The following is a 15378-nucleotide window of genomic DNA, read 5'->3' as shown; positions in this document are numbered from 1 at the left end:
TTCCACTCCTTATAATTTTTCATAAGCGTCATGTAGGTTGAATTGTGTTTCATATTGATATGCAACACGATATAACGTCTTTTCATCGAACGGTTTACCAATAAATTGTAATCCAATTGGGCGTCCGTTTGATTGTCCACAAGGAACAGAAATACCTGGTAAACCTGCTAAGTTAACTGGTGTAGTTAATAAGTCATTGGCATACATAGTCAATGGATCATCAATCTCATCACCTAAATCAAATGCAGTTGTGGGTGCAGTTGGACCTACAACTATGTCATATTTTTCAAAGATTTTATCAAAGTCATTTTTGATTAAAGTTCTAACTTTTTGTGATTTTTTATAAAAAGCATCATAATAACCTGAACTTAAAGCGAATGTTCCTAAGAAGATACGGCGCTTAACTTCATCACCGAAACCTTCTGATCTAGACATTTTATAAAGTTCCTCAAGTGATTGTGCTTCTTTAGAATGATAACCATAACGGATACCATCAAAACGAGCTAAGTTTGCTGATGCTTCTGATGAAGCAATAACATAATATGATGGAATACCATATTTCGTATTAGGTAATGATACCTCTTCTACTTCTGCACCTAATGATTTTAATGTTTCGACCGCATTTTTTACTGATGCTTTAACATCTTCGCTAACACCTTCACCTAAATATTCTTTAGGAAGTGCTACTTTTAAGCCTTTAATATCTTTCCCAATATCAGAAGTAAAGTCAACATCATCCACTGGAGCACTTGTTGAATCATTAGGATCTATACCAGAAATAGCTTCTAACACTAATGCATTATCTTTAACATTACGAGTTAAAGGTCCAATTTGGTCTAATGATGAAGCGAATGCTACTAAGCCAAAACGTGACACACGGCCATATGTTGGTTTCATACCTACGATACCACAATAAGATGCAGGTTGACGGATAGAGCCACCAGTATCTGATCCTAGACTAAATGGTACTAAACCTGCTGCTACAGCGGCAGCCGAACCACCTGAAGAACCACCTGGGACTGCAGTATGATCAAATGGATTCACTGTTTTCTTAAAGTAAGATGTTTCAGTAGAACCACCCATTGCAAATTCGTCCATGTTTAATTTACCAATTAAGACTGCGTTTTCATTATGCAATTTATTCATAACAGTTGATTCATAGATAGGTACGAAACCTTCCAACATTTTACTTGCACATGTTGTTTCTAAATCTTTTGTTATGATATTATCTTTAATTCCCATTGGGATACCAAACAATTTGCCTTCCATTTGGTCTTTTGCTTGTAATTCATCTAATTCTTGTGCTTTTTTCATCGCATTTTCTTTATCTAATGCTAAGAAAGATTTGATTGTAGGATCAGTTTCTTCAATAGCATCATAAATATCACTTACAATTTGTGATGGTTTAATTTCTTTATTTTTAATTAAAGTTAATAAATTCTCAACAGACTCATAGCGAATACTCATCTTAAGCGTCCTCCTCATTCATGATGGCTGGAACTTTAAATTGTCCATTTTCAGTTTCTTTTGCATTTTTTAATGCTAATTCTTGAGGAATGCCCTCGATAGCTTTATCTTCACGTAATACATTTTGTAAATCTAAAACGTGATATGTTGGTTCAACACCTTCAGTGTCTGCACTATCATTTTGTTTAGCAAAATCTAAAATACTCTCTAACGTATTGGCCATTTCATCCGTTTCTTCAGGAGAAATTTGAAGTCTGGCTAAATTAGCTATATGTTCAACTTCTTCGCGTGTTACTTTAGTCATTAAATAAAAGCCTCCTTATTACTCATTCATCACTAAATTGTATCAAATATTCATTTAAAAATCTAAGTATTTATTGAGTGATAACAATTTAAATCACTGTTTCCACTTTTTCGAACGTGTTTTTAGACATTTACATTACGAAATCCGATTATCAATGATTGATTCATTTGGGTGTAACTTATTTATATGTATTTATCATATATTTCTATTAAAATACAAGATCTTATATTAATCATTTATGATTATGCAATATTTATAAGTGGCAATATTAATTAAAATTTGTAATGTAAGCGCTACATCAAAGTTTTGGCAGTTATTTAAAAATAAAATTTTATTTTTTCACTTTTCTAAACATTTAACTATAATGTATAATATTACATGTGACACAAATTAATACATTGATAAGAGGGAGTTGTTAATATGCTATATTTGGGGACTGCACTAAATCAACAAGTTGATACAAATTGGCAAACTTACATCATGATTGCCATTTACTTTATTATTTTGCTCATTATAGGGTTTTATGGCTATAAGCAAGCAACTGGTAATTTAAGTGAATTCATGTTGGGTGGTCGTAATATAGGACCTTACATAACTGCACTATCCGCAGGAGCTTCTGATATGAGTGGTTGGATGATTATGGGACTACCAGGTTCTGTTTATAGTACTGGATTATCAGCTATTTGGATAACCATCGGTCTAACACTTGGGGCTTATATTAATTATTGGGTTGTAGCGCCTAGGCTAAGAGTTTATACAGAAATTGCAGGAGATGCCATTACACTCCCTGATTTCTTTAAGAACAGATTAAATGACCAACGAAATATTATTAAAATTATTTCAGGCTTAATTATCGTTATATTCTTCACTTTATACACACATTCTGGTTTTGTTTCTGGAGGTAAGTTATTTGAGAGTGCCTTTGGATTAGACTATCACTTTGGATTAATTCTCGTCGCCGTTATTGTTATTTTTTATACATTTTTTGGTGGATATTTAGCTGTATCCATTACAGACTTTTTCCAAGGTGTCATTATGTTAATCGCCATGGTTATGGTACCTATTGTAGCTATGATGCAATTAAATGGTTTAGATACTTTTAGTGAAGTAGCAGCTATGAAACCAACAAATATGGATTTATTTAGAGGCACGACATTAATTGTATTATTTCTCTATTTTCGTGGGGACTCGGGTATTTCGGTCAACCTCATATTATTGTTAGGTTTATGTCTATTAAATCTCATAAATTATTGCCAAAAGCTAGACGCTTAGGAATTAGCTGGATGACAATAGGCTTACTTGGTGCTGTTTGTGTAGGATTAACAGGTATTGCCTTTATATCTGAACGTCATATTAAAATGGAAGATCCAGAAACATTATTTATTATTATGAGTCAAATTCTATTCCACCCACTAGTTGGCGGATTTTTACTTGCAGCGATTCTAGCTGCTATTATGAGCACAATTTCATCTCAACTTTTAGTTACTTCAAGCTCATTAACTGAAGATTTTTATAAACTGATTCGTGGAGAAGAAAAGGCAGCAACACATCAAAAAGAATTTGTAATGGTAGGACGGTTATCTGTTTTAGTTGTGGCTATCGTAGCCATCGCAATTGCTTGGCATCCAAATGATACGATTCTCAATTTAGTTGGTAATGCTTGGGCAGGTTTTGGTGCCTCTTTTAGCCCATTAGTATTGTTCTCATTATATTGGAAAGGTTTGACGAGAGCTGGTGCTATTAGCGGTATGATTAGTGGCGCTTTAGTCGTGATTATATGGATAGCTTGGATTAAACCACTAGCTTCTATTAATGAATTATTCGGTATGTATGAAATCATTCCAGGTTTTCTTGTGAGTGTTATCGTGACATATATTGTAAGTAAATTAACAGCTTCACCTGGAGACTTTGTAATTCAAGACTTAGCTAAAGTAAAACAAATTGTCAAAGAAAAATAAAAAAATGCGCGTAGCAAAGGTCAATTCTTTGCTACGCGCATTTTTATTTTTAGTAATTAATTATGATAAATATGAACCTGTGGTTCTTTATCATCTTTATTTTTACTAATTAATGCTCTCGGATTATTACCATCTTTAATTCTGATTTCATACTCGTCAATATTATCAAAGTATTTATTAGCTTGTTCAGTCACATATTGTGTGATACCAATCGTTTCAGCTTGACCATAATAATCAATTGGTAAATCTACTGTTAATTGTTTTGCTTTTTTATCTACGAATTTTACTTTACCTACTGCTTGTGTGAAGTTAGAGAAATAAGATTGTAAGTTATCATTAAATTGTTTAAAGTTATTATTTAATGATTCGTCATATTTACCTGCTGTAGATGAAGGTAACAATGCAGTTGTCTCGTTAATTGTTTTCCAATCATTGATTTTCGTTTGCCCATCATCAGCAGTTGCACCAGCAATAAATTCCCCCGGTGTAATAGATTCTTGTCTACTTTGTTTATATATAGCAAAGTGAATTGGAATATCTTTTAAATCACTATTTTCTCTTAATCTAGATAATATTTCACTCGCCATTGCTTTACCTTGCTTCTCTATTTCTTTGTCATTTAACTTCTTACTATACGTTTCACCATCTTTTTCTTTTTGGTAATAATATTCACTATTCATAGCTAAACCTATGGTCATACCTTTAATATTCTTACCTTTAGTATCACTATTACCATAGAAATCCTGTTCTAAAATATTAGATAAATACGCTGGTGACTTTTCAGCTATTTTTGTTGGATTGGTTTCTCCTTGGTGAGAAGGATTAAGACCTAAATTTTCATTAGCCTTTTTATCTTTCTTATCTTTTTCACTCATTTTTTCAATTTCTTTTTTAGTATATTTAGGGTCAAGATATGCATTGATTGTCTTTTTATCTAAAAATTGTCCATCTTGATATAAATATTTATCTGTAGGAAAGACTTCTTTACTAAGTTCTAACAGACCACTCTCAAAGCCTTCACTGTTATAGCTATTTGCCATATTATCTTGTAATAACCCACGTGATTGACTTTCTTTAAATGGTAAAATCGTACGATAATTATCGCCTTGTACGTTTTTATCTGTTGCCACCTGTTTAACTTGAGATGAATGACTTCCTTTAGTATGATCTGCTTCTTGGTCAGATGATTTATCTTTATCGTTACTGCATGCGGCTAAAATAAAAATTGTCGAGATAAGTAAAATAATTGTTCGCTTCATCGACGTACCTCACTCATTGTTTATTTCATTTTGTTTTGTTGCAAATTCTTCTTCAGTCCATATTTCCGTGCCAAACTTTTCTGCTTTGGTCAATTTAGAGCCTGCATCAGCTCCAGCAATTAGTATGTCTGTACTCTTAGTGACACTATTCGTCACTTTTGCACCTTGCATTTGTAACCACTGTGAAGCCTCATTACGTGTCATTTGCTCTAATTTACCAGTCAATACAATTGTCTTTCCACTAAAATCTGGATGTCCTTCAATTTCAGTAGTTTTAACACCTTTATATGTCATATTAACATCTTTATCTTTTAATTTTTGAATTAATGCACGAATGTCATCATTTTCTAAATAAGTGACTACTGATTGTGCTAATTTACCACCAATATCATGAATAGCAATTAATTCTTCTTCAGTTACTGTTAAAAGTCGGTCCATTGTTTCATATTTTTCAGCTAGAACACGACTTGCTTTTACACCTAAATGACGAATACCTAAACCAAACAATAAATGTTCTAACGACTGTGATTTAGCTTGTTTTATAGCTTCTAATAAATTTTCAACTTTTTTACTTCCCATACGTTCTAGAGGTAATAAATCCTCTTCTTCTAAATAAAAGATATCGGCAACATCTTTGATTAAATCATTTTCATATAACTGTTGAATAATTTTTGTACCTAAACCATCAATATTCATTGCCTGACGTGAAACAAAGTGAATAAGACCTTCGATTAACTGCGCTTGGCATTTTGGATTAATACATCTTAAGGCCACTTCACCTTCAATCCTTACTAACTCATGTCCACAACTTGGACAATGTGTCGGCATGTGATATGTTTCAGCATCTTCTGGTCGACGATCAATAATACTTCTCACAACTTCTGGGATAATATCACCTGCTTTTTTGACAACGACACTATCACCAATTCTGATATCTCTTTCATGTATTAAATCCTCGTTATGTAATGAAGCCCTTGATACAGTCGTACCTGCTACTCTCACTGGTTCAAGTATTGCCGTAGGTGTAACAACGCCTGTACGTCCTATACTTAATTCAATATCTAATAGTTCTGTAACGACTTCTTCTGCTGGAAACTTATAGGCAATTGCCCATCGAGGTGATTTTTGAGTGAATCCCATTTCATCTTGTTGTTCTAAATCATTAACTTTGATAACAATGCCATCTATATCATAAGGTAACATTTCTCTTTCAGCTGTCCATTTTTCAATATATTTAAGCACGCCGTCTATATCAGATACTCTCTCTCGTTCATGATTTGTCTTAAAACCTAATTCATCTAATTCATCTAAAGCACCACTTTGAGTCGTAGCTTCAAAGTCAGTAAAATCGTTAATACTATATAAGAAAATACTTAACTTTCTTTTAGCAGCTAGTTTAGAATCAAGTTGACGTAATGATCCCGCTGCTGCATTTCGAGGATTTGCAAAAGGTTGCTCGCCATTCTTTTCTTTTTCTTCATTTAAATTCATAAATGATTTTCTAGGCATATATGCTTCTCCACGAACTTCAAAATTAAGTGGTTCTTTAATTTTTAATGGAATGGCATGAATCGTTCTTAAATTTTCAGTTATATCTTCACCCGTCGTACCATCACCACGAGTTAATCCTTGTACGAAACGGCCGTTTTCATATTTTAAAGAGACCGCTAAACCATCTATTTTAAGTTCACACATATATTCTACTTTGCCAATATTTTCTCGTATACGTTGATCAAACTTTCTTAAATCTTCTTCATTAAACGCATTACCTAAACTCAACATAGGTGTATCATGATTCACTTTTTCAAAGGATGATTGCGCTTCGCCACCTACTCTAACTGTAGGTGAATCTGGTGTCTTAAATTCAGGATGTTCTGCTTCAATATGAATGAGTTCATGTAATAATTTATCATATTCACTATCTGGCACTGATGGATTATCTTGAACATAGTATTCATAGCTATATTGGTTTAATAAATCATGCAATTCATTCACACGATTTTGTAATTCACTCATCCACTAATCCTCCTTTTTCTCAATTGGTGCAAATTGTGCAAGTAAACGTTTAGGTCCTTCTGATTTAAAGATAATATCTAATTCAACAGAACCATTCTTTTCGTTAACGTTACTTACCATGCCTTCTCCCCATGCTTTATGTGTTACTTTGTCTCCAACCTTCCAATCTGAAGATGTGACTTGTTTCTTAGATGATGTTGTACGTTTACTAAATCCACGTTTTTGAGTTGGTTTTGCTTTAGGCTGAATCGTTTGTCGTTTACTACCAGAATGACTTTCCATTAAATCTTCAGGTATTTCTTTTAAAAATCGTGATGGCATATTGGATTGAGAACGACCAAATAACATACGCGTTGTTGCATTTGTAATATATAACGTTTCCTCTGCTCGTGTGATTGCCACATAACAAATACGTCGTTCTTCTTCCATTTCATGATCATCATCACTTTTTATTGCTCTTATATGAGGGAACAATGACTCTTCCATACCCATGATAAACACAATTGGAAATTCTAGACCTTTCGCAGAGTGCATAGTCATTAATGTAACACCTGATTCGGTATCCGCTTCGTCAATGTCTGCTACGAGTGATAAATCTGTTAAGAAATTAATTAATGATTGTTCTTCTAATGGTGTATTCTCTTCATAATCTTTTGGGACTGACATAAATTCATCTAAGTTTTCAAGACGACTACGTGATTCTAAAGTTTGTTCTCTATCAAGCATGTCTCTATATCCAGATTTAACTAATACTTCTTCTACGATTTCACTAATTTCAAGAAACTCTTGCTCTTTAATAAGATTTTGAATCATTTCATAAAAAGCGATACATTCTTGAGTTACCTTTTTAGATAATCCAATAAAATCAACTTCGCCTAATGCATCAAACATACTGATATTATTTTGCACTGCATAAGTTTGAATTTTTTCAACAGAAGACGGCCCTACACCTCGTTTAGGTACGTTAATAATACGTTGTAAACTAATATCATCATTACTATTGGCAATGACTCTTAAGTAACTTAATAAATCTTTAATTTCTTTACGATCATAGAACTTTTGTCCGCCAACCATTGTATATGGAATGTTTGATTTCATAAATGTTTCTTCAAGTACACGTGATTGTGCATTGGTTCTATATAATATAGCCATATCACTATACTTTTTACCATTACGTTGATACTTCATAATTTCACGAACAACATATTCTGCTTCATCACGTTCCGTTGTTGCTTCGTAATAATTTATTTTATCTCCGCCTGTATTGGCAGTCCATAGCCCTTTAGGCTTTCTTTCAGTATTGTTTTTAATGACTTCATTAGCCGCATTTAAGATTGTTTTAGTTGAACGATAGTTTTGTTCTAAGAAGATTGTTTTCGCGTCTGGATAGTCTTCTTCGAATGATAAAATATTTTGGATATCCGCACCACGCCAACCATAGATAGATTGATCTGAATCACCTACAACACATAAATTTTTAAACTTGTTTGCTAACAATTTAATGAGTGTGTATTGTGCTTTGTTTGTATCTTGATACTCATCAACATGAATATATTGGAATTTGTTTTGATAATATTCTAAAGCTTCTGGCACTCTTTCAAATAAATTAATCGTTGTCATAATTAAATCATCAAAGTCCAACGCTTCATTTCTTGAAAGTTGACGTTGATAGCCTTTATAGACAGTAGCAACCATTTGTGAATGAAAATCATTAGCTTCTTTTTGAGCATCTTCTGGCGTTTTTAATTCATTCTTTAAATTACTAATCGCACCAATAAACATTCGTGGTTCAAAACGTTTACTATCGATATTTTCATTTTTTAAAACGTCTTTAATTACAGATTTTTGGTCAGTTGGATCAATAATTGTGAAATTGCGTTCTATCCCAATTCGATCTGCATCACGACGTAATATACGAACGCACATTGAGTGGAATGTAGACATCCATATTACTTGTGCTTCTTCGCCTACTAATTGTTCTACTCTTGCTTTCATTTCTTTAGCAGCTTTATTCGTAAATGTTATGGCTAAAATATTGTAAGGTGATACATCCTTCTCGTCTAATAAATAAGCGATTCTATGTGTTAACACACGTGTTTTACCAGATCCTGCACCTGCCATTATCAATAGTGGGCCTTCTGTTGTTCTGACAGCTTCACTTTGCTCTGCATTCATATTCTTTACTAATGAATTCATTTACTAGACTCCTTTATCTTAACTGTTTTCAATGCTTTCTTTATATCTCGATATACAATATCACCAACGACGATTGTATCAGCAAACTCAGCCATTTCTTGTGCTTGTGATAATGATGTTATACCGCCACCATAAAATAATTGTGTTGTCGTTAGTGTGTTTGCTACCGACTTAACTTTCTCTACATCCCCATATTCTCCACTATATTCGAGGTACATTATTGGGAAACGATATAATTCATTGGTCATTAATGCATATGCATCTACATCATCTATATCTAACTGCGTCTTTGCTTCTGTTTGATGTGCAACTTTACTATCCTCATTCATTACTAAATAACCTTCAAAGACGACTTCTTCAAAATTAATCACATGTCCAAATTCCTTTAAGGCTTCTAGTAGCATTCCATTATGATACTTTACATTGTTACTATTTAAGACTGTAGGCACAAAGTAAAAATCAAAACCTGGCATAACGCTCTCTAAGTTAGAAATTTCAAGAACAAGTGGTAATGGATAACGTCGTACTCTACTCATTAAATGAATGACGTTATCTTCAGTTACATTATCAGTACCCCCGATGATGATTGCATCAGTATTTGACATACCAATCGCATCTAAATCATCATCTGAAATAGACTTTGCAGGGTCTAATTTAAATACATGACGCCATTGTTTAATATCATACATTACGTGAAACTCCTTTTTTTAACATACCTTAAATTATATCATTTTTAACATGCTAGTTCTAAACAGTTAACGTGAAATTGTACAACTTATTTTTTACTTTTGACACTAAAAAAGAAACGATCGTTCACATATTATAGCCGTTAAACTTTAATAGTTACGATCGTTTCGTATTATTTTATTCTTTTGTATCGATATTAAGGCGATCTAATATCATTGTGTAGGCATCATTGCCCCATTGCAAAGAACGCTTCACTCGAGAAATTGTTGCCGTTGACGCGCCTGATTCTTGTTCAATTGTTGCATATGTGTATCCTTGTTTAATCATTTTAGCAACTTGTAGTCGTTGAGAAAGTGATTGAATTTCGTTCACTGTGCATAAATCATCGAAAAACTGATAACATTCTTCTCTATTCTCTAATGTAAGAATTGCATCAAATAATTCATTTAATGCATCCCCACGTAATTTTTCAATTTGCATCATAACAGCTCCTATATGCATATTCTTTTTACTATTTTAACTTACTAACAAGTTAAAGTGTAGTAGTTTTAATTGAATTTGTATAGGATTTCAATTTAATTTCTAAAGTTATTCTAAGCCTGCTCTTTTAAAAATAGTGTCGACTTGATTTAAATGATGTTTAGGATTGAAGCATTCATCCAATTCTTTTTTAGATAAAACATCTGTAATCTTACTGTCTTGTTCTATTAAATCTCTGAAAGGTGTTTTCGTTTCCCAAGATTTCATAGCTTTTGGTTGCACTGTATCATACGCTTCTTCGCGTACCATACCTTTATTGATTAGAGAAAGTAATACGCGTTGTGAATAAATTAAACCAAATGTTTTATCGATATTCGCTTGCATATTATCCTCATATACTGTTAAACGATCTACGATATTTGTAAATCTATTTAAGGCATAGTCTAAGGCAATTGTTACGTCTGGTAACATGATACGTTCTGCAGATGAATGTGAAATATCTCGTTCATGCCATAACGGTATATTTTCATAAGCAGTAGTAATATAACCACGAATCACACGAGAAATACCTGTAATATTTTCAGAACCAATTGGATTACGTTTATGTGGCATTGCTGAAGATCCCTTTTGACCTTTAGCAAAAGCTTCTTCAACTTCACGTGTTTCAGTTTTTTGTAGATTTCTAATTTCAACTGCAAATTTTTCTAATGAAGTGGCTATAAGTGCTAATGTTGCGATATAGTAAGCGTGACGATCACGTTGTAAAGTTTGAGTTGAAACAGGTGCTGCACCTAATCCTAAATGTTTACAAACATAACTTTCAATTTCTGGTGGAATGTTAGCAAAAGTACCTACCGCACCGCTCATTTTTCCTACCTCTATTTCTTCACGTACATCTTTAAAACGTTTTAAATTACGTTTCATTTCTGTGTACCATAATGCCATTTTGACACCGAACGTCGTTGGTTCAGCATGTACACCATGTGTTCTACCCATCATTAACGTATATTTGTAATTTTTAGCTTTTTCTTCTAAAACCTTGATGAATCTTTCTAAGTCTTTTTCGATGATATCATTTGCTTGTTTAATAACATAACTAAGTGCTGTATCAACAACATCAGTAGAAGTTAAACCATAATGAACCCATTTTCTTTCGTCACCTAATGTTTCTGAAACCTGTCTAGTAAATGCGACGACATCATGTCTAGTTTCTAATTCTATTTCTTTAGCACGTTCCACATCTACTTTTGCATTTTGGCGAATTTTTTGAACATCTTCTTTTGGAATATATCCTAGTTCACTCCATGCTTCAGATGCTAAAATTTCTACTTCAAGCCAAGCTTCATATCGGTTTTGGTCTGTCCAAATAGACGACATTTCTTCTCTAGAATAACGTTCAATCATTTTTTAAACTCCTATCGTATGTATATTCATATTTTAAATCACAAAATCTGTACATTAACTGCAAAATAAACTTAAAAGTTCGTCTTTGACGATTTACTTTAATTCTAACAGAATACTTATCGATTGTATAATTCTAATTAGCTTACATTCCTATTTTATTTCATATTTTAGTCAAACACAATTCCAAAATAAAAACCACTCAAAACAACTTATTGAGTGGTCTCTGTCATATTTTATTCAGTTATCTTCTTACCAATAAAAATGATATCTTGTTTTAAAACTTCTAAGCTTCCATCTTTATTTTCTTTATAAATTGGTTTTTCAATGCGTCTTGTTGGCATATAACCATCGGCTTTCATTCTTTGTAGGCAATCAGAAATCGTCTCATTATCATTTACTTTATACTTCATGTTCAACAACACTTTCTAATTCTTCTGGTTCGTACGCTTTAAGTTTACGTTTACGTACGCCTTTAACCCAGAAACCACCGTGAATATTTCTTGGTTCATAAGCAATGATAAAGGCTTTTGGATCTAAGTTTTTTATGGTATCCATTAACTTTAATTCATATTTTCTTGGTGTGAGAATTTGCATAACCATGCGGCTTCCATCTCGTCCAAACGCTTCATAATGTGTAACACCATACCCTAAGTTACGAAGTTCATTGGGTAAATCTAACTCGTATTCTGAAGATGTCACATTAACGACAGTGTATCCAAGCGCCAATTTCTCTTCGATTTTCATACCTACAATAATACCAATAGAAAAGCCAAATGCATATGCGACAATATTTTGAATTTGATCTAAACTAGACATTACTAATCCTAGACCTACGACATAAATCAATACTTCAACAAAACTTACAATCGCAGCCACATAACGGTAACCTTTTAAAGTTAAAATGGTTCTCATTGTTAAACATGTGACGTAACACACATTGATTACAAAGATAGCAAACACCATCAACCAAGGGTTTTGAGCAATCGCTGACATATTATTCCTCTTTTCTTACTTGAAATTCAAATTATTTTAACAGGCATTTTTAGCTTTGTCACGTCAAATTTTAACTTTAGTATTATAAAATAATTAATAGCATCATTAATTGTAAAATTGATTAAAAAGTATGTTCTACATTTCGATTCGTTTATAGCTTACTTTCTAATTTTTAGGCCAAGAATAACGTGTATAAGCGAGTTCACGTTTATGTGCATTTTTAACATAATGATTTTCAATCGTTTCTTTCGCTTCGCTTGAAACCTCTTTGCCTTCTAAATAGTCATCTATATCATTATAAGTTACGCCTAAAGCTTCTTCATCAGGTAATTGTGGTTTATCCTCTTCTAAATCTGCTGTAGGTGTTTTTTTATATAAATGTGCTGGCGCATCTAAATATTTTAGTAAAGCTCGACCTTGACGTTTATTCAGTCCAAATAATGGCGCGATATCAGCTGCACCATCACCATATTTAGTATAAAACCCAGTGATATTTTCTGCAGAATGATCCGTTCCCACAACAATACCTGATTGATTGGAAGCAATTGAAAATTGTACTTTCATACGCTCTCTTGCCTTTTCATTTCCTTTTTGGAAATCTGTTAATTGAATCCCTGCTTCTTGTAGTGATTTTACACTTGTATCTACTGCAGGTTTAATATTGACGGTAATCGTTTGGTCAGGGTTAATGAAGGCTAGCGCGTCTTCTACTTCATCTGCGTCTGACTGGACACCATAAGGTAGTTTTACAGCTATAAATTGACATTCTCTACCTTCTTCACGTAATTCATTAACAGCTAATTGAACAAGGCGACCAGCTAATGTTGAATCTTGACCACCAGAAATACCCAGCACTAATGATTTGATAAATGAATGAGATTGTACATAACTCTTTACAAATTGTTTAATCTCTTGTACTTCTTTTTCAACATCAATTTGAGGTTTTACCTTCATCTCTCTTACTACGATATCTTGTAAATTACTCATGGTCTTCCTCCATTTCTTTAACATGCTCAGCCACTTCAAAGATGCGTTTATGTTTATTTTCCCAACAAGCAGTACTTAAATCAACTGGATACTCTTGTGGATTTAAATAACGTTTATTTTCGTCCCAAAATGTTTTAAGTCCTTCTGTTAAATAAGCTTGGGCATCATGAACATTTGGCAAATCATAAACGAGTTGACCATTTTCAAAAATAGCATGATGTAAATCAATAGCTTCAAATGATTTAATAAATTTCATTTTAAATGTATGGACTGGATGGAATAATTTTAAAGGTTTTTCTTTAGTTGGATCTTCACCATGTAAAGTAATATAATCCCCTTCAGCTTTACCAGTTTTCTTATTAATGATTCGATATACATTTTTCTTACCAGGTGTCGTAACTTTTTCTGCATTATTAGATAATTTGATACGGTCACTGTATTCCCCATCACTATTTTCAATAGCAACTAATTTGTATACAGCACCTAATGCTGGTTGGTCGAAGCCAGTTATAAGTTTCGTACCTACACCCCATGAATCTACTTTAGCACCTTGTGCTTTCAGACTTGTTATTGTTTCCTCATCTAAATCATTGGACGCGATTATTTTGGCATCTTTAAATCCTGCTTCATCTAACATACGACGTGCTTCTTTAGAAAGATATGCGATGTCCCCTGAATCCAAACGTATACCTATAAAATTGATTTTATCACCTAATTCTTTGGCAACTTTAATAGCTGTAGGTACACCTGATTTTAAAGTGTGGAAGGTATCTACTAAAAATACACAATCTTTATGGCGTTCTGCATATTTTTTAAATGCAATGTATTCATCACCGTAAGTTTGTACGAGTGCATGCGCATGTGTACCTGATACAGGTATTCCAAATAATTTTCCTGCTCGTACATTACTTGTCGAATTAAAACCACCAATATAAGCAGCTCTAGCACCCCATAATGCTGCATCTAACTCTTGACCACGACGTGTCCCAAATTCCATAAGAATATCGTCATTCGCTATTTGACGAATACGACTTGCTTTCGTAGCAATGAGCGTGTGGAAGTTAATAATGTTTAATAATACTGTTTCCAGCAATTGAGCTTGAATTAATGGGGCTTCTACTCTCATCAACGGTTCATTTCCAAAACATATTTCTCCTTCTTGCATTGAATGAATATGTCCTGTAAATTTTAAATTTTTCAGATAATCTAAAAAGTCATCTTGATAACCAATTGATCTTAAATATTCAATATCTGTTTCTGAGAAACCAAAATTATCCATAAAATCTATAACACGTTTAAGTCCATTAAAAACAGCATAACCACCATTAAATGGCATACTTCTAAAGTATAAATCAAATACAGCCATTCTTTCATGAATACCATCATTCCAATAGCTTTCAGCCATATTAATTTGATATAAATCATTTTGTAACATCAAACTGTCGTCTTCAAATTGGTACACTCGTATCTCTCCATTTCGACCATTCTTTTATTAGTATTTTATCATAATTCAATTTAACTAGGTAACAACTGAATTGCTTTTACGCCCCTCATATAAATGAATGCTATCAAAATTTACTTTCAAGTATCATATGACTTTGCCTATATATCTTAGACGTTGCGACAA

General features: G+C 32.9%; 12 protein-coding genes and 1 pseudogene. 1 reads left to right on the top strand and 12 read right to left on the bottom strand.

The window, feature by feature from the left end:
* Window positions 1–9 precede the first annotated feature (9 nt).
* Both gatA and gatC read right to left on the bottom strand, forming a co-directional pair.
* Window positions 10–1467 carry an Asp-tRNA(Asn)/Glu-tRNA(Gln) amidotransferase subunit GatA gene (gatA, locus tag ACJQQZ_RS10925; protein WP_002452274.1) on the bottom strand — a complete coding sequence of 486 codons (1458 nt, stop codon included), beginning with the start codon at window positions 1465–1467 and terminating at the stop codon, window positions 10–12.
* A 1-nt stretch (window position 1468) separates the two neighbouring features.
* The gene (gene gatC / locus ACJQQZ_RS10920) at window positions 1469–1771 is read right to left on the bottom strand and encodes an Asp-tRNA(Asn)/Glu-tRNA(Gln) amidotransferase subunit GatC (protein ID WP_002452273.1); all 303 of its coding nucleotides are present in this window, start codon (window positions 1769–1771) and stop codon (window positions 1469–1471) included.
* 420 nt (window positions 1772–2191) lie between these two features.
* Here gatC and putP point away from each other — a divergent pair.
* Window positions 2192–3729, top strand: a pseudogene (gene putP / locus ACJQQZ_RS10915) (sodium/proline symporter PutP).
* A gap of 56 nt (window positions 3730–3785) precedes the next feature.
* Here putP and ACJQQZ_RS10910 read toward each other — a convergent pair.
* The 10 genes from ACJQQZ_RS10910 to ACJQQZ_RS10865 all read right to left on the bottom strand — a co-directional run bounded on the left by ACJQQZ_RS10910 (window position 3786) and on the right by ACJQQZ_RS10865 (window position 15213).
* Entirely contained in the window at window positions 3786–4988 is a 1203-nt protein-coding gene (locus tag ACJQQZ_RS10910) for a CamS family sex pheromone protein (protein ID WP_124227750.1), read from the bottom strand.
* 9 nt (window positions 4989–4997) lie between these two features.
* On the bottom strand, window positions 4998–7004 hold the full coding sequence (gene ligA, locus ACJQQZ_RS10905; protein ID WP_145506691.1) for an NAD-dependent DNA ligase LigA: 2007 nt from the start codon (window positions 7002–7004) through the stop codon (window positions 4998–5000).
* 3 nt (window positions 7005–7007) lie between these two features.
* Window positions 7008–9200 (bottom strand): DNA helicase PcrA, encoded by a 2193-nt coding sequence (pcrA, locus tag ACJQQZ_RS10900; RefSeq protein ID WP_145506688.1) that lies wholly within the window; start codon window positions 9198–9200, stop codon window positions 7008–7010.
* Complete coding sequence (gene pcrB, locus ACJQQZ_RS10895) at window positions 9197–9889, bottom strand: heptaprenylglyceryl phosphate synthase (RefSeq protein ID WP_124227752.1); 693 nt, start codon at window positions 9887–9889, stop codon at window positions 9197–9199. Before pcrB ends, pcrA begins: the two co-directional genes overlap by 4 nt.
* A gap of 175 nt (window positions 9890–10064) precedes the next feature.
* A complete protein-coding gene (locus ACJQQZ_RS10890) occupies window positions 10065–10367 on the bottom strand; it encodes a YerC/YecD family TrpR-related protein (protein ID WP_002452267.1) in 303 nt (100 codons plus the stop codon).
* 108 nt (window positions 10368–10475) lie between these two features.
* Window positions 10476–11771: an adenylosuccinate lyase gene (purB, locus tag ACJQQZ_RS10885; protein WP_002452266.1), complete on the bottom strand. Its 1296-nt coding sequence runs from the start codon at window positions 11769–11771 to the stop codon at window positions 10476–10478.
* Window positions 11772–12004: 233 nt separating this feature from the next.
* The gene (locus ACJQQZ_RS10880) at window positions 12005–12181 is read right to left on the bottom strand and encodes an NETI motif-containing protein (protein WP_124227753.1); all 177 of its coding nucleotides are present in this window, start codon (window positions 12179–12181) and stop codon (window positions 12005–12007) included.
* On the bottom strand, window positions 12171–12764 hold the full coding sequence (locus tag ACJQQZ_RS10875) for a DUF2179 domain-containing protein (protein ID WP_002452264.1): 594 nt from the start codon (window positions 12762–12764) through the stop codon (window positions 12171–12173). Before ACJQQZ_RS10875 ends, ACJQQZ_RS10880 begins: the two co-directional genes overlap by 11 nt.
* A 165-nt stretch (window positions 12765–12929) precedes the next feature.
* Window positions 12930–13751: an ammonia-dependent NAD(+) synthetase gene (gene nadE, locus ACJQQZ_RS10870; protein WP_049423364.1), complete on the bottom strand. Its 822-nt coding sequence runs from the start codon at window positions 13749–13751 to the stop codon at window positions 12930–12932.
* Complete coding sequence (locus ACJQQZ_RS10865; protein ID WP_075777797.1) at window positions 13744–15213, bottom strand: nicotinate phosphoribosyltransferase; 1470 nt, start codon at window positions 15211–15213, stop codon at window positions 13744–13746. The genes nadE and ACJQQZ_RS10865 overlap by 8 nt, the downstream gene beginning before the upstream one ends.
* Window positions 15214–15378 lie beyond the last annotated feature (165 nt).

Origin of the sequence: Staphylococcus sp. KUGN1 (assembly GCF_045984185.1) — a bacterium.
Classification (GTDB): domain Bacteria; phylum Bacillota; class Bacilli; order Staphylococcales; family Staphylococcaceae; genus Staphylococcus; species Staphylococcus warneri_A.
Note: the sequence above shows the minus strand (reverse complement) of the source record. Positions and strands in the feature narration are given on the sequence as shown.